The organism is Streptomyces globosus, assembly GCF_003325375.1.
GTDB classification, from domain to species: Bacteria; Actinomycetota; Actinomycetes; order Streptomycetales; family Streptomycetaceae; genus Streptomyces; species Streptomyces globosus_A.
Genome location: NZ_CP030862.1, coordinates 737,175 through 759,123, shown reverse-complemented (window position 1 = coordinate 759,123; position 21,949 = coordinate 737,175). Strand labels below are relative to the sequence as shown.

21 protein-coding genes are annotated in these 21,949 nt (G+C 71.8%); 9 read left to right on the top strand and 12 right to left on the bottom strand.

What is annotated here, in order from left to right:
• Positions 1–107 precede the first annotated feature (107 nt).
• The gene (locus tag C0216_RS03635; protein WP_114053851.1) at positions 108–1,112 is read left to right on the top strand and encodes a sigma-70 family RNA polymerase sigma factor; all 1,005 of its coding nucleotides are present in this window, start codon (positions 108–110) and stop codon (positions 1,110–1,112) included.
• On the opposite strand, the gene C0216_RS03630 is transcribed toward C0216_RS03635, so the two are convergent.
• From C0216_RS03630 to C0216_RS03585, 10 genes are all read right to left on the bottom strand, one after another.
• On the bottom strand, positions 1,026–1,367 hold the full coding sequence (locus tag C0216_RS03630) for an STAS domain-containing protein (RefSeq protein WP_114053850.1): 342 nt from the start codon (positions 1,365–1,367) through the stop codon (positions 1,026–1,028). The genes C0216_RS03635 and C0216_RS03630 overlap by 87 nt on opposite strands.
• 116 nt (positions 1,368–1,483) lie before the next feature.
• Positions 1,484–2,761 (bottom strand): thymidine phosphorylase, encoded by a 1,278-nt coding sequence (locus tag C0216_RS03625; protein WP_114053849.1) that lies wholly within the window; start codon positions 2,759–2,761, stop codon positions 1,484–1,486.
• Between the two features lie 93 nt (positions 2,762–2,854).
• Complete coding sequence (locus C0216_RS03620; RefSeq protein WP_114053848.1) at positions 2,855–3,253, bottom strand: cytidine deaminase; 399 nt, start codon at positions 3,251–3,253, stop codon at positions 2,855–2,857.
• Entirely contained in the window at positions 3,250–4,515 is a 1,266-nt protein-coding gene (locus C0216_RS03615; protein ID WP_114053847.1) for an ABC transporter permease, read from the bottom strand. The genes C0216_RS03620 and C0216_RS03615 overlap by 4 nt, the downstream gene beginning before the upstream one ends.
• Positions 4,512–5,627, bottom strand: a complete 1,116-nt coding sequence (locus C0216_RS03610; RefSeq protein WP_114053846.1) for an ABC transporter permease — start codon at positions 5,625–5,627, stop codon at positions 4,512–4,514. Before C0216_RS03610 ends, C0216_RS03615 begins: the two co-directional genes overlap by 4 nt.
• Positions 5,627–7,345, bottom strand: a complete 1,719-nt coding sequence (locus C0216_RS03605) for an ABC transporter ATP-binding protein (RefSeq protein ID WP_428985385.1) — start codon at positions 7,343–7,345, stop codon at positions 5,627–5,629. The genes C0216_RS03610 and C0216_RS03605 overlap by 1 nt, the downstream gene beginning before the upstream one ends.
• A gap of 97 nt (positions 7,346–7,442) precedes the next feature.
• Positions 7,443–8,498 carry a BMP family lipoprotein gene (locus C0216_RS03600; protein ID WP_114053845.1) on the bottom strand — a complete coding sequence of 352 codons (1,056 nt, stop codon included), beginning with the start codon at positions 8,496–8,498 and terminating at the stop codon, positions 7,443–7,445.
• Positions 8,499–8,717: 219 nt separating this feature from the next.
• Positions 8,718–9,962, bottom strand: a complete 1,245-nt coding sequence (locus C0216_RS03595; RefSeq protein WP_114053844.1) for an amidohydrolase — start codon at positions 9,960–9,962, stop codon at positions 8,718–8,720.
• Between the two features lie 263 nt (positions 9,963–10,225).
• The gene (leuE, locus tag C0216_RS03590; protein ID WP_114053843.1) at positions 10,226–10,888 is read right to left on the bottom strand and encodes a leucine efflux protein LeuE; all 663 of its coding nucleotides are present in this window, start codon (positions 10,886–10,888) and stop codon (positions 10,226–10,228) included.
• A 44-nt stretch (positions 10,889–10,932) separates the two neighbouring features.
• A complete protein-coding gene (locus C0216_RS03585) occupies positions 10,933–12,513 on the bottom strand; it encodes an acyl-CoA mutase large subunit family protein (protein ID WP_114053842.1) in 1,581 nt (526 codons plus the stop codon).
• Positions 12,514–12,695: 182 nt separating this feature from the next.
• On the opposite strand from C0216_RS03585, the gene C0216_RS03580 reads away from it, so the two are divergent.
• On the top strand, positions 12,696–13,568 hold the full coding sequence (locus C0216_RS03580; protein WP_114053841.1) for a L,D-transpeptidase family protein: 873 nt from the start codon (positions 12,696–12,698) through the stop codon (positions 13,566–13,568).
• 389 nt (positions 13,569–13,957) lie between these two features.
• On the opposite strand, the gene C0216_RS03575 is transcribed toward C0216_RS03580, so the two are convergent.
• Complete coding sequence (locus C0216_RS03575) at positions 13,958–15,007, bottom strand: hypothetical protein (protein ID WP_114053840.1); 1,050 nt, start codon at positions 15,005–15,007, stop codon at positions 13,958–13,960.
• Positions 15,007–15,753: an RNA polymerase sigma factor gene (locus tag C0216_RS03570; protein ID WP_114053839.1), complete on the bottom strand. Its 747-nt coding sequence runs from the start codon at positions 15,751–15,753 to the stop codon at positions 15,007–15,009. Before C0216_RS03570 ends, C0216_RS03575 begins: the two co-directional genes overlap by 1 nt.
• Positions 15,754–16,266: 513 nt before the next feature.
• Between C0216_RS03570 and C0216_RS03565 the strand changes: the two genes are divergently transcribed.
• From C0216_RS03565 to C0216_RS03535, 7 genes are all read left to right on the top strand, one after another.
• Positions 16,267–16,749: a 2-oxo-4-hydroxy-4-carboxy-5-ureidoimidazoline decarboxylase gene (locus tag C0216_RS03565; protein ID WP_428985384.1), complete on the top strand. Its 483-nt coding sequence runs from the start codon at positions 16,267–16,269 to the stop codon at positions 16,747–16,749.
• 133 nt (positions 16,750–16,882) lie between these two features.
• Positions 16,883–17,263 (top strand): succinate dehydrogenase, cytochrome b556 subunit, encoded by a 381-nt coding sequence (gene sdhC / locus C0216_RS03560; protein WP_114053837.1) that lies wholly within the window; start codon positions 16,883–16,885, stop codon positions 17,261–17,263.
• A 5-nt stretch (positions 17,264–17,268) separates the two neighbouring features.
• Positions 17,269–17,751 (top strand): succinate dehydrogenase hydrophobic membrane anchor subunit, encoded by a 483-nt coding sequence (locus tag C0216_RS03555; RefSeq protein ID WP_030027687.1) that lies wholly within the window; start codon positions 17,269–17,271, stop codon positions 17,749–17,751.
• 27 nt (positions 17,752–17,778) lie between these two features.
• Positions 17,779–19,533, top strand: coding sequence for a succinate dehydrogenase flavoprotein subunit (gene sdhA, locus C0216_RS03550; protein ID WP_114053836.1), 1,755 nt, complete (start codon positions 17,779–17,781; stop codon positions 19,531–19,533).
• Positions 19,533–20,297 (top strand): succinate dehydrogenase iron-sulfur subunit, encoded by a 765-nt coding sequence (locus C0216_RS03545; RefSeq protein WP_114053835.1) that lies wholly within the window; start codon positions 19,533–19,535, stop codon positions 20,295–20,297. The genes sdhA and C0216_RS03545 overlap by 1 nt, the downstream gene beginning before the upstream one ends.
• A 141-nt stretch (positions 20,298–20,438) precedes the next feature.
• Positions 20,439–20,990, top strand: a complete 552-nt coding sequence (locus C0216_RS03540; protein ID WP_114053834.1) for a hypothetical protein — start codon at positions 20,439–20,441, stop codon at positions 20,988–20,990.
• An 89-nt stretch (positions 20,991–21,079) separates the two neighbouring features.
• The gene (locus tag C0216_RS03535) at positions 21,080–21,853 is read left to right on the top strand and encodes an alpha/beta fold hydrolase (RefSeq protein ID WP_246042302.1); all 774 of its coding nucleotides are present in this window, start codon (positions 21,080–21,082) and stop codon (positions 21,851–21,853) included.
• The last annotated feature ends 96 nt before the right edge of the window (positions 21,854–21,949 follow it).

Below are 21,949 nucleotides of genomic sequence, written 5' to 3'. Positions count from 1 at the left end.
CTCTTCTCCGGGGCCGGCCGGCGGCGCCCGGCACCGCTCGCCCTGCGGCTGTCGGACCCCTCGGGTAGGTTCCAGTCCATCGGGACCGACCAGGGGGAGCGGCACACATGACGGACACCGGCAGCCTCGGCACCGCCTCGGCGGGCGCACGCGAGGACCTGGACGCGGCCCTGGACCGCTACCGGGTCGAGCTCACCGGCTACTGCTACCGCATGCTGGGCTCCGCGTTCGACGCGGAGGACGCGGTGCAGGACACGTACGTACGGGCCTGGCGCGGCTACGCGAAGTTCGAGGGCCGCTCCTCGCTGCGCTCCTGGCTCTACCGGATCGCCACCAACGTCTGCATGGACCTGCTCAGCGCGGGCAGCAGGCGGGCCCGCCCGATGGACCTGACCTCGCCGCAGCACCAGGCCTCGGCGGTGCTGAACGAGCGGCCGGAGGTGACCTGGCTGGAGCCGGTCCCCGACGCCCGGGTGCTGCCGCAGACCGCCGACCCGGCGGAGGCGGCGCTGGCCCGGGAGTCGGTCCGGCTCGCGTTCATGGCGGCGCTCCAGCACCTGCCGCCCCGGCAGCGGGCCGTGCTGATCCTGCGGGAGGTGCTGGCCTGGAAGGCGGACGAGGTCGCGGCGCTGCTGGAGACCACCAGCGCCTCCGTGAACAGCGCGCTCCAGCGGGCGCGGGCCACGCTCTCCGCCCGGCCGGTCCGCGACAGCGAGGCCGCGGACCCGCTGGACGCCGGGCAGGTGCAGCTGCTGGAGCGGTACCTGTCCGCGTTCGAGGCGTACGACATCACCGGGCTGACCGCGCTGCTCCACGAGGACGCGGTGCTGTCCATGCCGCCGTACGACCTGTGGCTCCAGGGCCCCGCGGACATCGCGGCCTGGCACCTGAACCAGGGCATCGGCTGCAAGGGCTCCCGCCTCGTCCCGACGACCGCGAACGGGCTGCCCGCCTTCGCCCAGTACCGGCCGCGGCAGGACGGCCGGCCGGGCCACGTCCCGTGGGCGCTCCAGGTGCTGGAGGTGTCAGGGGGCCGGATCGCCGGGCTCAACGCCTTCCTCGACACCGACCGGTGGTTCCCCCTGTTCGGGCTCCCGGAGGAGCTCCCCTAACCCGGCGAAGGCGAGCAGCGCCCGCAGCTCGGGCCCGGCGCCGGTCACCGTCAGGCTGCACCCGAGGCGGCGGGCGGTCAGCCGCAGCCGGGCCAGGGTGTCCACGGCCCCGAGGCCCGGCGGCCCGATCCCGCCGAGGTCGCACACCACGGCGGCGGCCCCGGCCGCGTACAGCTCCGCCAGCCGGAGGCAGGCGGCGGGCGCGCCGCCCGCCGCCACGTCGGGCCCGGTCAGGGCCAGCGTCGGTTTCGTCATGCCGGTAGGACCGCAGGGGCCGCCGGAACTCATCGCACGGCCCCGCACACACGGGAGCGGGCGGGGCGGGCGCGCGCGGCGCCTGCCCCGCCCGCTCCGCGGCGGACGGTCCGGGATCAGGCGATGCGGTCCAGGACGATCGGGTTCGCGGTGAACGCGGTGCCCGCCGGGGCGATGTCGTACGAGCCCTCCAGCGACGCGAGGGCGTAGTCGAACTTCTCCGGGGTGTCGGTGTGCAGCGTCATCAGCGGCTGGCCCGCGGTGACCTGCTCGCCCGGCTTGGCGTGCAGCTCGATGCCGGCGCCGGCCTGCACCGGGTCCTCCTTGCGGGCGCGGCCCGCACCCAGGCGCCAGGCGCCGACGCCGACGGCGTACGCGTCGAGGCGGGTCAGCACGCCGGACTCCGGGGCGGTGACGGTGTGCTGCTCGCGGGCGACGGGCAGGGCCGCGTCCGGGTCGCCGCCCTGGGCCTGGATCATGCGGCGCCAGACGTCCATGGCGGAGCCGTCGGCGAGGGCCTTGGCCGGGTCGGCGTCCTTGATGCCCGCGGCGTCCAGCATCTCCTTGGCCAGGGCGATGGTCAGCTCGACGACGTCGGCGGGGCCGCCGCCGGCGAGGACCTCGACGGACTCGCGGACCTCCAGCGCGTTGCCGGCGGTCAGGCCGAGCGGGGTGGACATGTCGGTGAGCAGGGCGATGGTCTTCACGCCGCTGTCGGTGCCGAGGGCCACCATGGTGGAGGCCAGCTCGCGGGCGTCCTCGATGTTCTTCATGAAGGCGCCGGAACCGACCTTCACGTCGAGGACGAGCGAGCCGGTGCCCTCGGCGATCTTCTTGGACATGATCGAGGAGGCGATCAGCGGGATGGCCTCGACGGTGCCGGTGACGTCGCGCAGGGCGTACAGCTTCTTGTCGGCGGGGGCCAGGCCGTCGCCGGCGGCGCAGATGACGGCGCCGGTGGTGTCCAGGACGTGCAGCATCTCCTCGTTGGAGAGCAGGGCGCGCCAGCCGGGGATGGACTCCAGCTTGTCGAGGGTGCCGCCGGTGTGGCCGAGGCCGCGGCCGGAGAGCTGCGGGACGGCCGCGCCGCAGGCGGCGACGAGCGGGGCGAGCGGCAGGGTGATCTTGTCGCCGACGCCGCCGGTGGAGTGCTTGTCGGCGGTCGGGCGGGAGAGGGAGTCGAAGTTCATCCGCTCGCCGGAGGCGATCATCGCGGCGGTCCAGCGGGCGATCTCGGACCGGTTCATGCCGTTGAGCAGGATGGCCATGGCCAGCGCCGACATCTGCTCGTCGGCGACGACACCGCGGGTGTACGCGTCGATGACCCAGTCGATCTGCTCGGGGCTCAGCTCGCCGCGGTCCCGCTTGGTGCGGATGACGGAGATGACGTCCATGTGGTGCTTCCTTCTACGCGCATAGAGGGGTGTGGGTGGTCCGCGGGACTGCGACGGCCCTCCGCCCCGCAGGGCGAAGGGCCGTCGGCACGGTTATCTCAGGTGGTCGGGCCCGAAGGCCTGGGGCAGCATCTCCGCAAGCGGGAGGATCCCCTTCGGGGTGTCCACCAGCAGCTCGGGGCCGCCGAACTCGAAGAGCAGCTGGCGGCACCGGCCGCACGGGACGAGCACGTCGCCGTTGCCGTCGGCGCAGGTGAAGTGCGTCAGGCGGCCCCCGCCCGTGGCCTGCAGCGCGGAGACCAGGCCGCACTCGGCGCACAGGCCGAGCCCGTAGCTGGCGTTCTCCACGTTGCAGCCGGTCACGGTGCGGCCGTCGTCCGTGAGGGCGGCGGCGCCGACCGGGAAGCCGGAGTAGGGGGCGTAGGCCCGGGACATGGCGTCCCGGGCGGCTGCCCGCAGGGCCTCCCAGTCGGCGTGGGTCGCCGTCGTCACTTGCCCTGGCCCTTGCGGTACGGCATGCCGTCCGCCTTCGGCATTCTCAGGCGCTGTGCCGAGAGCGCCAGGACCAGCAGCGTCGTCACGTACGGGGCCGCGTCGACGAACTGGCTCGGGACGGCGTCGGTCAGGGTGTACCAGACGAACAGGCCGGCCGCGCAGGCCGCGGAGATGGCCGCCTGGACGTGCTTCTTCTTGTACAGCTGCCAGACGACGACGGCCACGAGGAGGATCGCGAGCAGCAGCAGCATCGCGTGGACGTTCTCGGCACCGCCGCGCAGCTTGAGGCTGTAGGTGAAGCCGAAGAGGCCCGCGCCCAGGGACATGCCGCCCGGCATCCAGTTGCCGAAGATCATCGCGGCGAGGCCGATGTAGCCGCGGCCGCCGGTCTGGCCCTCCTGGTAGATGCCGGTGGAGACGATCGCGAGGAACGCGCCGCCGAGGCCGGCCATCGCACCCGAGACGATCACGGCGATGTACTTGTACTTGTAGACGTTGACGCCGAGGGACTCGGCGGCGACCGGGTTCTCACCGCAGGAGCGCAGCCGCAGGCCGAAGGCCGTGCGCCACAGCACCCACCAGGTGGCGGGGATGAGGAGCACCGCGACGACGGTCAGCAGCGAGAGGTTGGTGACCAGGCCGCCGACGACGCCGGCGACGTCGGAGACGAAGAACCAGTGCTTGGCCTGGAGGGTGGCCAGCCAGTCGGAGAGCCCTGGGATGGTGATCTCCGTGATGGGCTCGATGCGCGGGGACTGCTTGGAGGAGCCGCCGGGGGCCTCGCCGAAGGTGAAGTTCGACAGGTACTGGGTGAAGCCGATGGCCAGGATGTTGACCGCCACACCGGAGACGATGTGGTTGACGTTGAACGTCACGGTGATGATCGCGTGCAGCAGGCCTCCGAGGGCGCCGCCGACGAGGCCCATGACGACACCGGTCCAGGGGCCCCACTGGTAGCCGGCCCAGGCGCCGAACCAGGTGCCGAGGACCATCATGCCTTCGAGGCCGATGTTGACCACGCCCGCGCGCTCGGCCCACAGGCCGCCGAGGCCCGCGAGGGCGATCGGCACGGCGAGCTGGAGGGCGCCGGAGATCTGGCCGACGGACGTCAGGTCGTCGGCGCCGGAGATGACCCGGACCAGCGAGATCAGGGCGAGGCCGCCCGCGATGATCAGCAGGATCCAGGGGAGGGTGAGCTTGCGGCGTCCGCCGCCCTTCTTGGGCGCGGCGCTCGTCGCGGAAACGGTGCTGGTGCTCACGCCGTGACCTCCTTGTCGGTCTTGATGGCGTGCCCGGCGGCGAGCTCCTCGCCGACCTTCTGCTGCTGGCGGCGGATGCCGTAGCGGCGCACGAGCTCGTAGCTGACGACGACCGCGATCACGATCAGGCCCTGCATGATCGTGCCGATCTCCCTGGCGTAGCCGGCGGTGTCGAGGCCGGCGGAGGCCTTGTCGATGAAGGCGATCAGGAGGGCGGAGAAGAAGATGCCCACCGGGTGGTTGCGGCCGAGCAGGGCGATGGTGATGCCCGTGAAGCCGACACCGAGGGGGAAGGACAGGTTGTACGTGTGCGACTCGCCGAGCAGGAGCGGCATGCCGGTGAGGCCGGCGACCGCGCCGGAGATGAGCATCGACGTCATGATCATCTTCTTGGCGTCGACACCGGACGCCTGCGCGGCGGACTCGCTGGCGCCGGTGGCGCGCAGGTCGAAGCCGAAGCGGGTCCGGTTGAGGACGAACCAGTAGACGATGCCCAGGGCGAAGGCGACGAAGGTGAAGCCGTAGATCTCCAGGCCGTCGCCGACGGTCAGCGCCGGGAACCAGCCGGACTCGGCGATCTTGCCGGTGGTGAGGTCGTTGGACCCCTCCTCCTGGACGCCCAGGTTCGTCGGGAGGAGCAGCCAGGCGATCAGGGCGGTGGCGATGGCGTTCAGCATGATCGTCGAGACGACCTCGCTGACGCCTCGCTTGGCCTTCAGGACGCCCGCGATGCCGGCCCAGAAGGCACCGGTGAGCATGGCCACGGCCACGATCATCAGGATGTGCAGCGGACCGGGCAGCGTGACGGCGGCGCCGATGACGGCCGAGACCATCGCGGCGAGGCGGTACTGGCCGTCGACACCGATGTTGAAGAGGTTCATCCGGAAGCCGATGGCCACGGCCAGGGCTGCCAGGTAGTAGATGCCCGCCTGGTTGAGGATCAGGATCTGGACGTCCTCGTAGCTCGCCTGCTCCACCATGATCTGCAGCGGCTCGACCGGGTTCACGCCCGAGGCCGCCAGCACGATCATGGTCAGGGCGAAGGCGCTGACCAGAGCGAGCGCCGGGCCGGCGGCCGCGAGCAGCAGCCGGTCCTTGTCGATTTTCTTCATCAGGCCTCGTCCTCCGTCGTGTCACCGTCGGCAGCGGCGGAAGGGTTGTCGGTGGCTTCCAGGTGGCCGCGGGCGGCACCCGTCATGGCGGTGCCGAGCTCCTCGGGCGTGATCGTCGCCGGGTCGGCGTCCGCGACCAGGCGGCCGCGGTAGATGACGCGCAGGGTGTCGGACAGGCCGATCAGCTCGTCCAGGTCGGCGGAGATCAGGAGCACGGCCAGGCCCTCGTGGCGGGCCTCGCGGATCGCGTCCCAGATCTGCGCCTGCGCGCCGACGTCCACACCGCGGGTGGGGTGGGCGGCGATGAGGAACTTCGGGTTGTGGCTCATCTCGCGGCCGACGATCAGCTTCTGCTGGTTGCCGCCGGAGAGCGAGGCCGCGGTCACGTCGATGCCGGGGGTGCGCACGTCGTACTCGCGCACGATCCGCTCGGTGTCCTTGCGGGCGGCCTTCGGGTCGAGGATGCCGCGCTTGGAGTTGGGCTGCTCGGTGACGTGGCCGAGGATGCGGTTCTCCCACAGCGGGGACTCCAGCAGCAGGCCGTGGCGGTGGCGGTCCTCGGGGATGTAGCCGATGCCGCCCTCGCGCCGCTTGCGCGTCGGCTTGGCCGAGATGTCCTCGCCGTCGAGGGTGACGGTGCCGCCGTCCGGGTGGAGCATGCCCATGAGGGCCTCGATGAGCTCCGTCTGGCCGTTGCCCTCGACACCGGCGATGCCGAGGACCTCGCCCTTGTGGATGGTGAAGTCGATCCCGGCGAGGACCTCGCGTACGACGCCGTCGGGGTCGGTGGCGGCCAGCCGCAGGTCGGAGACCTTCAGCATCGGGACGTCGGTGACCGTCGACTCGCGGGTCTCCGGCGAGGGCAGCTCGCTGCCGACCATCAGCTCGGCGAGCTGCTTGGTCGTGGCGGTCTTGGGGTCGGCGGTGCCGACGGTGGTGCCCCGGCGGATGACGGTGATGTCGTCGGCGACCTTCAGCACCTCGCCCAGCTTGTGCGAGATGAAGATGACGGTCAGGCCCTCGGCCTTGAGCTCGCGCAGGTTGTCGAAGAGCGCGTCGACCTCCTGCGGCACGAGCACCGCGGTGGGCTCGTCGAGGATGAGGGTGCGGGCGCCGCGGTAGAGGACCTTGAGGATCTCCACGCGCTGGCGGTCGGCGACGCCGAGGTCCTCGACGAGCGCGTCGGGGCGCACGCCGAGGCCGTACGCGTCCGAGATCTCCTGGATCTTCTTGCGGGCCTTGGCGCCGATGCCGTACAGCTTCTCGCCGCCGAGGACCACGTTCTCCAGGACGGTGAGGTTGTCGGCGAGCATGAAGTGCTGGTGGACCATGCCGATGCCGCGGGCGATGGCGTCGCCCGGGTTGTTGAAGGAGACCTGCTCCCCGTCGACGGCGATGGTGCCCTCGTCCGGCTTCTGCATGCCGTAGAGGATCTTCATCAGGGTCGACTTGCCGGCACCGTTCTCACCGATGAGGGCGTGGACCGTGCCCTTGCGGACGGTGATGGCGATGTCCTTGTTGGCGACGACGCCGGGGAAACGCTTCGTGATGCCGTGCAGTTCTACGGCAGGGGGGCTGGACGCGTTGATGACGCACTCTCCTTGGCGCGGAAGGAGCTGGAAGCCGGTGTGGCGGGGGGACAGGGCGGGGGGAGAAGGTATCGCGTCCACGATGCCTCTACGCGCGTAGCACTGTCGGAAGTGAAAACTTGCGACCATGCGGCCACAAGGAACACGGAACGCGGCCCGGGGCCCGGGAGCGGTGAGACCGCTTCCCGAACCCCGGAGACCGTTCTACCTCACGTCAGGGTAGGCCTTACGGCGCGGTCTTGACGTTGATCTTCTTGGCGATGATGTCGGCCTTGGCCTTCTCCACCGCGGCCTGCAGCTCGGCCATGTTCTTGTACTCCGGGTTGGAGTCGGCCAGGCCGACACCGTTCTTGTCGAGGCCGTAGCGGATCTCGCCGGACTGCGGCGAACCGTCCTGGACGGACTTGATCAGGTTGTACACGGAGCCGGACACGTCCTTGGTGACCGAGGTCAGGATCTTGTCCTTGTACTTGGCCAGGCCGGCCTGGTTGTACTGGTCGGAGTCGACGCCGATGGCCCACTTGCCGGCGGTGGCGGCGGCCTCGATCGCACCCGAGCCCGCGAGGCCCGCGGCGGCGTAGATCACGTCGGCGCCGTTGTCCAGCTGGCCCTTGGCAGCGGCCTTGCCCAGGTCGGGCTTGGCGAAGCCGGAGAAGTCCGGCGGCTGGCTCAGGTAGGTCGACAGCACCTTGGCGTTGGGGTTGGTGTCCTTGACGCCCTGGGTGAAGCCCGCCTCGAACTTCTTGATCAGCGGAACCTCGACGCCGCCGATGAAGCCGACGGTGCCGGTCTTCGAGGCCTTGGCGGCGGCGACGCCGGCCAGGTAGGAGCCCTGCTCCTCGTTGAAGACCAGGTTGGCGATGTTCGGGCCGGTCTTCGACGCGTCGTCGATGAGGCCGAAGGTGGTCTTCGGGAACTTCGGGGCGACCTTCTCGATCGCGGCGCCGTACGCGAAGCCGACACCGATGACCGGGTTGTGGCCCTTGCGCGCGAGCTCGGTGAGGCGCTGGACCTTGTCGGCCTCGCTCTCACCCTCGGTGGGCTCGGCTTCCGCGCCCTTGACCTGCAGTTCCTTCTCGGCCTTCTCCAGACCCGCGTACGCGGCGTCGTTGAAGGACTGGTCGCCGCGGCCGCCGATGTCGTAGGCGATGGCTGCGGACTTCTGCCCCGTCTCCGTGGAGGAGGCGGAGTCGGACGAGTTCTTTCCGCCACAGGCGGTGGCCGAGAGGGCCAGCGCCGCGGACGCGATGCCCACGGTGGCGATCCTGGTGATCCGGCGCAAGGGGAGGCTCCTTCAAAACCTGACCGAAAGCGCCATGACCGGCGCTGGTTTCGCGGCGATCGTAACGCGCGTAGATGTCAGTTAAGAGCCCGTTCAGGAGTCGTTATCGGATCGTCGCGAACCGGACAGTGACCGGTTGGTGACTGCCGAGGCGTCCAGCCCTTGTGTATCAAGGGCTGGACAGCTGTGCCGGGCGCCGCTCAGATGAGGTGAAGATTTTTACCCGACCGGGCTTCCACGGCGGCCGTCGAGCAGGGCCGCGGCCGTGAAGAACTCCACTCCGACGGCGATCGCGTCCTCGTCGACGTCGAAGTCGCCCCGGTGCAGGTCCTTCTTGACGGAGCCGCCCGGAGGGTGGACGCCGAGGCGGGCCATCGCGCCCGGGACGTGCTCCAGGTACCAGGAGAAGTCCTCTCCGCCGAGGCTCTGCTCGGTGCCCTCCACGGACGCCGCCCCGCAGCGGGCGGTCATGGACTCGCGCAGCAGCTCGGTGACGGCCGGGTCGTTCACGACCGGCGGGACGCCGCGCACGTACGTGATCTCCGACTTCGCGCGGTGCAGCGAGGCGATCTCGTCGATCGCGGCGTGGATCTGGTCGGGGGCCTCGTGCCAGGCGTTGATGTCGAGGCAGCGGATGGTCCCGGACAGCTCCGCGCGCATGGGGATGACGTTGCAGGCGTGGCCGGTCTCGATCCTCCCCCAGGTGATCGACATGCCGGAGCGGGCGTCCATGCGGCGGCCCACCACGGCCGGCAGGTCCACCGCGACCCGCGCCGCGGCCGTCACCAGGTCGGTGGTCAGGTGCGGCCGGGCGGTGTGGCCGCCGGGCCCCTCCAGGGTGACCTCCAGCCGGTCGCAGGCCGAGGTGATCGCGCCGGTCCGCAGGCCGATCTTCCCGGCGTCGACGCGGGGGTCGCAGTGCACCGCGATGATCTTGCCGACGCCGTCGAGGACGCCGGCGGCGATGGCGTCGGTCGCCCCGCCCGGCAGCACCTCCTCCGCCGGCTGGAACAGCAGCCGCACCGGGCGGGGCAGCAGGCCCTGCCGGTCGAGCTCGGCGAGCACCAGCCCGGCGCCGAGGACGACTGCCGTGTGGACGTCGTGGCCGCAGGCGTGGGCCCGGTCGGGGACCGTCGAGCGGTAGGGGACGTGGGTCTTGGCGTCGGGGATGGGAAGGGCGTCGATGTCCGCACGCAGGGCCAGCATCGGCCGGCCGCCGTCCCAGGTGCCCACGTCGCACACCAGCCCGGTGCCGGACTTCAGCACGCGTGGGCGCAGGCCGGCTTCCTCCAGTCGGGCCTTGATGGCCGCCGTGGTGCGGAACTCCTGGTGTCCTAGCTCGGGGTGCATGTGCAAGTCCCGGCGGAAGGCGATCAGTTCGGCACGCAGGTGGTCCGGCAGCTTCCCCGGCAGCTCGGGCTGGGAGGGCACACCGGGCAGGACGGTCTGGGACTCGCGGGACATCAACTGGTTCACCCGTTGAAGGGTAGGCGCACGAATGGTCCAACTGGATGGAGATCAGCAAAAGTTCATGCCGTCAGGGGAAAAAAACCAAGCCTCTGGACGCATGACCGGTTGCACCCAGGGGTAAACTCGCGCGCTCATCCGGCCCCGTGGCCGCCCGGACCGCCGTTGCGTACGGGGGCGTGTGGACGGGCGTGGACGGGGAGCTGACGGCGCCTCGGCCCATCGCACGGCGCGCCGAGCAGCGTGCGCGCCCCCTGATGTCACCCCGTGGCGAGCTTGGCCGCGAAGCCGAGGAAGAGGACGCCCGCGGCGGAGGTCGCCCCGGCGCTCAGCCGCCGGCGGCGGCGGAAGGCGGCCGACAGGCGGGTGCCGCCGAATATCAGCAGCGTCAGGTAGAGGAAGCTGCCCAGCTGGAGCAGGGCGCCCAGCAGCAGGAAGGACAGCGCCGGGTAGGCGTAGCCGGGATCGACGAACTGCACGAAGAAGGAGACCAGGAAGAGGATCGCCTTCGGGTTGAGCAGGCTGATCACGACGGCCCGCCGGTACGGCCGCTCCCGCTCGGCGGCGGCCTCCCCGGCCGGCTGCGGCTCCGCCGCGCCGGGCTCGTCCCGCCCGGCCCGCGACCGCCACAGCGTCCAGGCCCCGCGGAGCATCCCGACGGCGAGCCAGGTCAGGTAGCCGGCGCCGAGCAGTTTGACGACGCCGAAGAGCAGGGGGCTGGTCTGGAGCAGCGCCCCGGCGCCCGCGGCCGCCAGTGTCATGAGGACGGCATCGCCGGTGAAGACGCCGGCGGCGGCCTTGTACCCGGTGCGCACGCCGCGCCGTGCGGCGACGGAGAGCACGTAGAGGGAGTTCGGCCCCGGCAGCAGGATGATCAGGAGGAGGCCGGCCAGGTAGGTCGGCAGATCGGTGACGCCCAGCATGGGCAGGAGTGTTCCACAGGGTTGCTGCTGTCGCGCCAGGTGTTTCACCATGTGGAACCGACAGGCTCGTACGCCCCCCAGACCCCGCGCAGGGTCGTGCACACCTCCCCCACCGTCGCGCGGGCGCGGAGCGCCTCCTTCATCGGGTACAGGACGTTGTCCGCGCCCTCGGCCGCCCGGCGCAGCGCGCCGAGCGCCGCCGCCACGGCCGCGCCGTCGCGCTCCGCCCGCAGCCGGGCGAGGGCCTCCCGCTGCCGCTCCTCGATGGCGGGGTCGACGCGCAGCGGCTCGTACGGCTCCTCCTCGTCGAGGGCGAAGCGGTTGACGCCGACGACGACCCGCCCGCCGGCGTCGGTCTCGCGGGCGATGCGGTAGGCGTTCCGCTCGATCTCCGCCTTCTGGAAGCCGGCCTCGATCGCGGCGACCGCCCCGCCGAGGTCCTCCACGCGCCGCATCAGCGCGAGGGCCGCCTCCTCGACCCCGTCCGTCATCCGCTCCACCGCGTAGGACCCGGCGAACGGGTCGGCGGTGTGCGGGACGTCGGTCTCGTGCGCGAGGACCTGCTGCGTGCGCAGCGCCAGCCGGGCCGCCTTCTCCGTGGGCAGGGCGATCGCCTCGTCGAAGGAGTTGGTGTGCAGCGACTGCGTCCCGCCGAGGACGGCCGCCAGGGCCTGGACGGCCACCCGCACGAGGTTCAGCTCGGGCTGCTGCGCCGTCAGCTGGACGCCCGCCGTCTGGGTGTGGAACCGCAGCATCTGCGACTTCGGGTCGCGGGCCCCGAACTCCTCGCGCATGACGCGCGCCCAGATGCGCCGGGCGGCCCGGAACTTGGCGACCTCCTCCAGCAGGGTGGTGCGGGCGACGAAGAAGAACGACAGCCGGGGGGCGAACTCGTCGACGTGCATCCCGGCGGCCAGCGCGGTCCGCACGTAGGCGATGCCGTCGGCGAGGGTGAAGGCGACCTCCTGCGCGGGCGAGGCCCCGGCCTCGGCCATGTGGTAGCCGGAGATGGAGATGGTGTTCCAGCGGGGGATCTCGGCGCGGCAGTACCGGAAGGTGTCCGCGGTCAGCCGCAGCGAGGGCCCGGGCGGGAAGATGTAGGTGCCGCGGGCGATGTACTCCTTGAGGATGTCGTTCTGGACGGTGCCGGTGAGCCGGTCGCCGGCGATGCCCTGCTCCTCGGCGACGAGCTGGTACAGGAGCAGCAGCAGGGCTGCGGGCGCGTTGATGGTCATCGACGTGGAGACGCGGTCGAGGGGGATCCCGGCGAAGAGGGCCCGCATGTCGTCGAGGGAGTCGACCGCCACGCCGACCTTGCCGACCTCGCCGTGGGCGAGCGGGGCGTCGGAGTCGTGGCCCATCTGGGTGGGCAGGTCGAACGCGACGGACAGGCCGGTGCCGCCCGCGTCGATGAGCCGGCGGTAGCGGGCGTTGGACTCGGCGGCCGTTCCGAAGCCGGCGTACTGCCGCATCGTCCACGGCTTGCCGGTGTACATCGTCGGGTAAATCCCTCTTGTGTACGGATACGCTCCCGGTTCGCCCAGTTTGACCTCCGGGTCCCATCCCGTCAGGTCCCGCGGCCCGTAGACCGGTTCGATGGGGTTTCCGCTCTCGGTGCTCGCCATGTGACCAAACCCTCCGTAGAGCAAAGGGCCCCGGGGCTGATACAACCTTCCCCGCGACGGCTGCGGGCCGTCCCCTGACGGCCGCTGGTCACAATGGCGCAACATCCCGTCCGCGTGTGCAACTCTCCACGCCCGCCAGGCATCACCTAGGTACACGAAGCAGAAATCCCGGGGGGACAGCCATGCACCGCCAGAAAGCCATAGTCCGCGCGCTCGGAGCGGCCGTCGCCGTCGCGCTCGCCGCGACGGCGTGCGGACCGTCGGAGTCGGCGCCGGCCGGCGCCGCGTCGGCGGTGCCCTCGGCGTCCGCGGCGGAACCGTCGCCCTCCGCGTCGCCGTCCGACGACGGCAAGGCGGCCTCGCCCTCGCCGTCCGCGTCGCAGTCGGCGTCCCCGTCCGCCTCGGCCTCGCCGTCCCCGACGGTCAAGGCGATCATGGCGAACGGCGACGACAGCGAGCAGGTCCGCGAGCTCCAGGCCCGCCTGAAGCAGCTGAAGCTCATGTCGGTGAAGCCCACCGGCTTCTACGGCTCCAAGACGACCTCCGCCGTCAAGTCCTTCCAGGCCAAGAACGGCCTGCCCGCCACGGGTGCGGTCGACGCGGCCACCTGGAAGAAGATCCAGGCCATGAGCAAGAAGCCCACCGCCGACGAGCTGCGCCCGCCCGCGGTCAACGAGGCGGACGCGCCGGACCCGCGCTGCATGCAGGGCCGGGTCATGTGCATCAGCAAGGAGAGCCGCACCCTCGCCTGGATGATCGACGGAAAGATCATCTCGACGATGGACGTCCGCTTCGGCTCCGAGAACACGCCGACCCGCGAGGGCGAGTTCAGCGTGGGCTGGAAGGCCAAGGACTGGACGTCGACGATCTACCACACGCCGATGCCGTACGCGATGTTCTTCAGCGGCGGCCAGGCGGTGCACTACTCGGCGGACTTCGCGGCGCGCGGCTACAACGGCGCCTCGCACGGCTGTGTGAACGTCCGCGACAAGGGCAAGATCGCCGCGCTGTTCGACCAGGTGAAGGTCGGCGACAAGGTCGTCGTCTACTGGTGACCCGCAGGCCGGCGCCGGAGCCCCCGCCCAGGGGCCCCGCCGACACGAGCCCGGGTGCCCGGCCCTGCCGGCGCCCGGGCTTTCTGCTGCCCGCGGGCGGCCCGCAGGGGGCGGGGCGAGGTGGCGGGGCGCTTTCGGTGCGCGCAGGGCGCCGTACCGCGGGGAGGGGGAGGGAAGGGGGGCGCGGGCAGGGCCGGGGGAACGAACCCCGCCCGCGCCGTGTGCGCAGAGCCCAGGGGTACGGGGGGAACCCCGGCTCTTGCGCGGCCGATGACCAGTCGGCTCGTTCTGTACTGCGCCGCGGGTTCGAAAAGTGTTACAGCGGCTCCGCGCCCACCTCGTGTTTCCCTCCGAACGCGCCCCGCCGCGGACGCGCGGGGGGCGGGGGGTCAGCGGAAGACGGGGACGCGGGCGGACGCCGTCGGGCCCGGGAGGGCCGGCCGGTCCGCGGGCGCCTGGCCCAGCCGGGGCGTTTTCAGGACAGCACCCGGTTCGGCGCGGTCGCGGGGGGCCGTGGAGCCGCCGGACTCGCGGGGGCCGTCAAGCAGCATCTCGCAGTAGTGCGGGATCTTCGCGATGCCCTGGGCCAGCCGGGAGAGCCGGTCGCGGCGGTCGGGGTTCATCTGGCCCGAGCGGTACGCCTCGCAGAGGTCGACCGCCTTGCGGCGCGTCTCCCGCTCCCGTTCGAGCAGCGTGGCGCCGCCCAGGGTCTCCTTGCCGGTGCCGCGGGTGCTGCCGCCGTCGGTCGCCGTGTCCGGGGCCGTGCCGGTGCCGCCCGCGCCGAGGCCCGGCTCGCCGCCGCCGCCGCGGCCCTGGCCCGCGCCCGTCTCCCCGCCGGGGGTGGCCGGGGTGCCCGAGGGCGGTACGGCGCCGTCGCCGCGGAACGGCGAGGGCACGAGCTGCGGCGGGGAGGAGGGGCGTACGGTCTGGCCCGGCTGCGCGGGGTCCTCGTCGGCGCTGAGCGACACCGCCGGGGCGGGGCCCGCGGTGTCGTGGGTGATCCGGTCGAGCAGCCCGGCGCCCGCGGCCGCGGCCAGCCCGCCGACGGCGACCCCGGCCAGCGCCGCGGCCAGCGCGAAGCGCGCCGGGCGGCTGCCGCGCCGGCCGCCGGCGGAGCCATGCGCCTGCGCCGGGATACCCGCGGAGGGCGCCCTGCCGAGTTCCACCAGGGGGACGGCCGCACCGGCCGCACCGGAGTGCTCCGCCTCGCCGGCGGCTCCCGCCGCGGCGCGCGCGGCGCGGAAGGCTGCCACCGCGGCGGCCTCGCCGGGGAGTTCCGCATCCGGGGGCGCCGGCGGCGGCACCAGCATGTCGAGGGCGGCCCGCAGGCGCGCCTCGGCCTCCGGGTCGCGCGGATCCGCGCCGTCGGAGGCAGGTGCGCCGCGCAGCACTCGTTCCGAGGCAGCCCGGTCCAGCCACCTGTTGCGCTCGTCGGCCATCACATGTCCTTCTGCGTCCGCCAACGTGAATGCGTCACACCGGTTTGTTCCACGAGGCCGCCGCCCCGGCCGCCTCGCTGTGCGGGAACCGCGTCGAGGTCCCGCTCGCCCGCGGTGTCCCGGCCCTGGCCACCGGCATTATGGCCGACGGCCGCGGCCGCCCTGGAGCCGGCCTCCGCCTCCGGCGCGGGAGAGCCCTCGGCCCCGAGCAGCTCCGCCAGCTTCTTCAGCCCGCGGTGGGCGGCGGTCCGCACGGCCCCCGGGCGCTTCCCGAGGGTCTCGGCGGCGCTCTTGGCGTCCAGGCCGACCACGACACGCAGCACGACGGCCTCGGCCTGGTCCTGCGGAAGCCGCGCGATCAGCTCCATGGTGCGGCCGGTGGACAGCGCCTCCATCGCCAGGGCCGCGGTGTCGCTGTCGGCGGCCCGGCCCGTCAGCTCCGTCTCGTCCCCGCCGACGGCGGGGCGGCGTCCGCGCATGCGGATGTGGTCCAGCGCCCGGTTGCGGGCCACCCGGGCCGCCCAGCCGCGGAAGCGGTCGGCGTCGCCGGTGAAGGTCCCGAGGTCGCGGGCGATCTGCAGCCACGCCTCGGAGGCCACGTCCTCCGCGTCGGAGTCCCCGACGAGGGTGCGGACGTACCCCAGCAGCCGCGGGTGCACGGCGCGGTACACAGCACGGAACGCGTTCTCGTCGCCGTCCTGTGCCGCGAGCACGGCGGCGGTCAGCTCCGCGTCGTCCCCCAGCAAAGTCCCCAACCCGTTCACTGTCCTGTACGTGTGGCGCAAATCAGCACGTTACGGCTTTCAAGTACCTTCGTCCACGAGTTGTACGGCCTGCAATCAAGCGTGCGCGAAGCGGGGTGTGACACAAAACGCACGCGCGGCGCTGAGGAGGGTACGGGCTTGTCGCACGAGCCCGTACGGACGGCGACCGGGGCCTCTCCTGTGGGGGGTGGCGGCCTCGGTCGTCTTCCACCCCCTCCGGCGCGCTTCCGCGACCCTCTCCCCGCCTCCCGGCACCCCTGGTGTGCGCGCAGCCGGACATCCCGCTCATCCTTTCGGCTTACTTCCGGGTGAAAACCCCGAATCGGTACAGCGGACCGCGTCCGGCGTCGCTAGCGTTGCGGCACACCCGCACCGCGCCCCGAGGAGCCCCCGCTGTCGAGCCACCTTCCGGCGCAGGCCCGCGGCAGCTCCGCCCTCTCCGGCGACCGCGGCCTGGCGCGGTTCAACGCCCTGCCCGCCGAGCTCGCCGAAGCCGTGCTGCTGCAGTGCTGCGGCAGCCCGCGGTGGGCGCAGCAGGTGGCCGCGCACCGACCGTACCCGGACGCGGGCGCTCTGCGCGCCGCGGCCGACGAGGCGTCGTACGACCTGTCCGACTCCGATCTCGTCGGGGCGCTGGCCGTCGAGCCGCCGGCGGAGCTGGCCGACGGCGCGCCGTACGCGGCCCGGCTCGCGCTGGACGCCGCCCGGGCGGAGTACGAGCGCACGTTCGGGCATTCCTTCGTGATCTGCCTCGACGGGCATCCGCCGGAGGAGCGGGCCGGGCAGCTGATGGCGGCGATCCGCCGCCGGATGGGCCTGGAGGTGGAGGAGGAGCGGGCGATCTCCGCGGAGGAGCTGCGCCGGCTCGCGCTGGCCCGGCTCGCCGACCTGACGGACCGGCTCGCTTCCCGCGAAGGGGTATCAGCGCCTAAACGGGGCGATTCGCCCGTGCGGGATAGGCCGTCCGTGCCTGTTTGATCACACCGGCGGACCCCGCGCGAAGGAACCGACAAAGCGTCGCTACGATGTCCGGGGCCGGTGGACCGTACCCGGCCGGGCCCGACCGACAACGAAGCCGGCTGGCCCCCGCCCCGCTTCCGGAGGGTTTTCCGTGCCGGCTGGAACGCTGTACCGCGGCCGGGAAGGAATGTGGTCCTGGGTGGCTCACCGAGTCACCGGCGTCCTCATCTTCTTCTTCCTGTTCGTACACGTCCTCGACACCGCTCTCGTCCGCGTCTCCCCCGAGGCGTACGACGACGTCGTGGCGACTTACAAGACCCCGATCGTCGCGCTGCTGGAGTACGGCCTCGTCGCCGCCATCCTCTTCCACGCGCTCAACGGTCTCCGTGTCATCGCCGTGGACTTCTGGTCCAAGGGGCCCCGCCACCAGAAGGCGATGCTCTGGTGGGTCATGGGCATCTGGTTCGTGCTGATGGTCGGGGCCCTGTACCCCGTGCTCGGCCACGCAGCCGCTGAACTGTTCGGGAAGTGACGCGCATGTCCTCTGACACTTCTTCCGCCAAGGCCATCGGCGACGTGGAGGGCGTGAGCCTCTACGACGTCGACAACCCGGCTCCGTACATCGAGGCCCCGCGCAAGCGCACCGGGAAGACGCCGCGCTCGACGCGCGGCAACTTCGAGATGGCCGCGTGGCTCTTCATGCGCCTCTCGGGCATCGTCCTCGTCGTCCTGGTCATCGGCCACCTCCTGATCCAGCTGGTGCTGGACGGCGGCGTGTCCAAGATCGGCTTCGCCTTCGTGGCGGGCCGCTGGGCGTCCCCGTTCTGGCAGGTCTGGGACCTGCTGATGCTGTGGCTGGCCATGCTGCACGGCGCCAACGGCCTGCGTACCGTGATCAACGACTACGCGGAGCGCGCGAACACGCGCCTGTGGCTGAAGGGCCTGCTGTACACCGCCACGGTGTTCACCATCCTCCTGGGCACGCTGGTGATCTTCACCTTCGACCCGAACATCCGCTAGGCAACGGGGCTGAGGCGACAACATCCCATGAAGATCCACAAGTACGACACCGTCATCGTCGGCGCCGGCGGCGCGGGCATGCGCGCCGCCATCGAGGCGACGAAGCGCAGCCGCACCGCGGTCCTGACGAAGCTCTACCCCACCCGCTCCCACACGGGCGCCGCGCAGGGCGGCATGGCCGCCGCGCTGGCGAACGTGGAGGAGGACAACTGGGAGTGGCACACCTTCGACACCGTCAAGGGCGGTGACTACCTGGTCGACCAGGACGCCGCCGAGATCCTGGCGAAGGAGGCCATCGACGCCGTCCTCGACCTGGAGAAGATGGGCCTGCCGTTCAACCGCACCCCGGACGGCACCATCGACCAGCGCCGCTTCGGCGGCCACTCCCGCAACCACGGCGAGGCGCCGGTCCGCCGGTCCTGCTACGCCGCGGACCGCACCGGCCACATGATCCTCCAGACGCTGTACCAGAACTGCGTCAAGGAGGGCGTGGAGTTCTTCAACGAGTTCTACGTCCTGGACCAGCTGATCACCGAGGTCGACGGCGTCAAGAAGTCCGCCGGCGTCGTCGCGTACGAGCTGGCCACCGGCGAGATCCACATCTTCCAGGCGAAGGCCGTCATCTACGCCTCCGGCGGCAACGGCAAGTTCTTCAAGGTGACCTCCAACGCGCACACCCTCACCGGTGACGGCCAGGCGGCCTGCTACCGGCGCGGCCTGCCGCTGGAGGACATGGAGTTCTTCCAGTTCCACCCGACGGGCATCTGGCGCATGGGCATCCTGCTGACGGAGGGCGCCCGCGGCGAGGGCGGCATCCTCCGCAACAAGGACGGCGAGCGCTTCATGGAGAAGTACGCGCCGGTCATGAAGGACCTCGCGTCCCGTGACGTCGTCTCCCGCTCCATCTACACGGAGATCCGCGAGGGCCGCGGCTGCGGTCCCGAGGGCGACCACGTGTACCTGGACCTGACGCACCTCCCGCCGGAGCAGCTGGACGCCAAGCTGCCCGACATCACCGAGTTCGCGCGCACGTACCTCGGCATCGAGCCCTACACGGACCCGATCCCGATCCAGCCGACCGCGCACTACGCCATGGGCGGCATCCCGACCAACGTCGAGGGCGAGGTCCTGGCGGACAACACCACCGTCGTCCCCGGCCTGTACGCGGCCGGCGAGGTCGCGTGCGTGTCGGTGCACGGCGCGAACCGCCTGGGCACCAACTCGCTGCTGGACATCAACGTCTTCGGCAAGCGGTCCGGCATCGCCGCGGCGAGGTACGCCACCGAGAACGACTACGTCGAGCTGCCGGAGAACCCGGCCGAGCTGGTGGTCGACCTCGTCGAGCGGCTGCGGAACTCCACGGGCACGGAGCGGGTCGCGGACCTGCGCAACGAGCTCCAGGAGACGATGGACGCCAACGTGTCGGTGTTCCGCACGGAGCAGACCATCAAGACGGCGGTCGAGAAGATCGCGGAGCTGCGCGAGCGCTACAAGAACGTCTCGATCCAGGACAAGGGCAAGCGGTTCAACACGGACCTGCTGGAGGCCATCGAGCTGGGCAACCTGCTCGACCTGGCCGAGGTCATGGCCGTCTCGGCCCTGGCCCGCAAGGAGTCCCGCGGCGGCCACTACCGCGAGGACTACCCGAACCGCGACGACGTCAACTTCATGCGCCACACCATGGCGTACCGCGAGGTGGCGGCCGACGGCAAGGACTCCGTCCGGCTCGACTACAAGCCCGTCGTCACCACCCGCTACCAGCCGATGGAGCGTAAGTACTGATGGCCACCCCGACCCTCGTGAAGAAGGACGACGCGGCGCCGGCCGCCGACTCCCCGTACATCACGGTCACGTTCCGGATCCGCCGATTCAACCCCGAGGTCTCCGACCAGGCGGAGTGGCAGGACTTCCAGATCGAGATCGACCCGAAGGAGCGCGTGCTCGACGGCCTCCACAAGATCAAGTGGAACCTGGACGGCACGCTCACCTTCCGCCGCTCCTGCGCGCACGGCATCTGCGGCTCCGACGCGATGCGGATCAACGGCAAGAACAGGCTCGCCTGCAAGACGCTGATCAAGGACATCAACCCGGAGAAGCCCATCACCGTCGAGGCCATCAAGGGCCTGACCGTGATGAAGGACCTCGTGGTCGACATGGAGCCCTTCTTCCAGGCGTACCGGGACGTCATGCCGTTCCTGGTCACCACGGGCAACGAGCCGACCCGTGAGCGCCTGCAGTCCGCCGAGGACCGCGAGCGCTTCGACGACACCACCAAGTGCATCCTGTGCGCCGCGTGCACGTCCTCCTGCCCGGTGTTCTGGAACGACGGCCAGTACTTCGGCCCGGCGGCGATCGTCAACGCGCACCGCTTCATCTTCGACTCGCGTGACGAGGCCGGCGAGCAGCGGCTGGAGATCCTGAACGACAAGGACGGCGTGTGGCGCTGCCGCACCACGTTCAACTGCACGGACGCCTGCCCGCGCGGCATCGAGGTCACGAAGGCGATCCAGGAGGTCAAGCGCGCCCTGATCACGCGCCGCTTCTGAGCCCTCGGGCCGTACGCACCACCCGCGGGGGCGCCGCCCCGGTCGACGACCGGAGCGGCGCCCCCGCGGCGTGTTCCCGGAGGAGGGGCGATTGCGCCGGGCCCGGGGGCGGGCGGCCGCTTCTGTGCGAGGATCGGCCGCATGAGTGACCAGCAGCCGAATCCCTACCCGAGCGGCAACGGAAGCCCCGGCAGCCCGAGTTACGGGTACCCGCAGCCGTACCCGGCGCCGCCGGCCTACCAGCCGACCGTCGGCGGGGCGGGCATCCCCTCGCCCGCCCAGCCCCCGGCGATGCCGCCGGGCCCCGTCCCGGGCTACCCGCCCGCGCCCGTCGCGGGGGCGGGCGCGGGCGGTGCGGGCCTGACGATCGGGGACATCACGATCGCGGGCGACCAGATCATCACCCCCTCGGGCACGATGCCGCTGCGGGGCGCGATGTGGAACGCGACGGACTTCTCCCGCACCGAGACGAAGATGCCGACGCACGCCATCGTCCTGGCCATCGTGTTCTTCCTCTTCTGCCTGCTGGGGCTGCTGTTCCTGCTGATGAAGGAGAAGGTCACCACCGGGTTCATCCAGGTCACCGTCACCAGCGGCGGCCGCCACCACTCCACGATGATCCCGGCGACGGACCAGAACACCTTCCACTGGGTGATGAGCATGGTGAACCAGGCCCGTTCGCTCAGCATCTGACGGCCCGGCGGGCGGACCCGCGGGCGGGCCGGTGCCGGGGGCGCGGAAACCGGGGGCGCGGGGCGGCCGCGGTCCGCCAGGATGAGGCCGTGATCAATACTCTTCCCGCCCATGACACCGCAGGTCCGGCCGACGGCCCCCCGCTGGTGCTGCTGCACTCCTCCGTCTGCGACCGCCGGATGTGGCAGCCGCAGTGGGAGCCCCTCGCCGCCGCCGGGTTCCGGGTCGTCCGGATGGACTTCCGCACCTGCGGCGACTCGCCGCCCGCGACCGCCCCCTACCGCGACGAGGACGACGTCCTCGCCCTGCTCGACGCCCTCGGCATCGGACGCGCCGCCCTGGTCGGCTCCTCGTACGGCGGCCGGGTCGCCCTGCAGGTCGCCGCCCTGCACCCGGACCGGGTCTCCGACCTGGCGCTGCTGTGCCCCGCCGTCGACGGCCACGTACCCGGCCCTGAGCTGCGCGAGGTCGGCGACCTGGAGGACGCGCTGCTGGAGGCGGGCGACATCGACGGGGCGGTGGAGCTCATGGTGCGCACCTGGCTCGGCCCGTCCGCCGACGACCGCACCCGCGACCTGGTCCGCGCCATGCAGCGCCGCGGCTTCGAGACCGCGCTGTCGGCGGCGGAGGACCACGAGCTGCCCCCGCGCGAGGCCGACCTCGGCGCGGTCACCGCCCGGACCCTCGCGGTCGGCGGCGCGCACGACCTGCCGGACTTCCGCGAGATCGCGGCCTCCCTCCCGGGCCGCATCCCCGGCGCCCGCCACGTGGAGCTGCCGTGGGCGGGGCACCTTCCGTCGCTGGAGCGCCCGCAGGAGGCCACCGCCCTGCTGCTGGAGTTGCTCGGCGGGCGCGGGCGCTGAGGGCCGCGGCGGACTCCGGGAGCCCGCCGCGCGCACCCGCACCCTCTCGCGCCGTTTGCTTGAACCTGTTCAAAAAGAGGCCTACAGTCAGTCCTG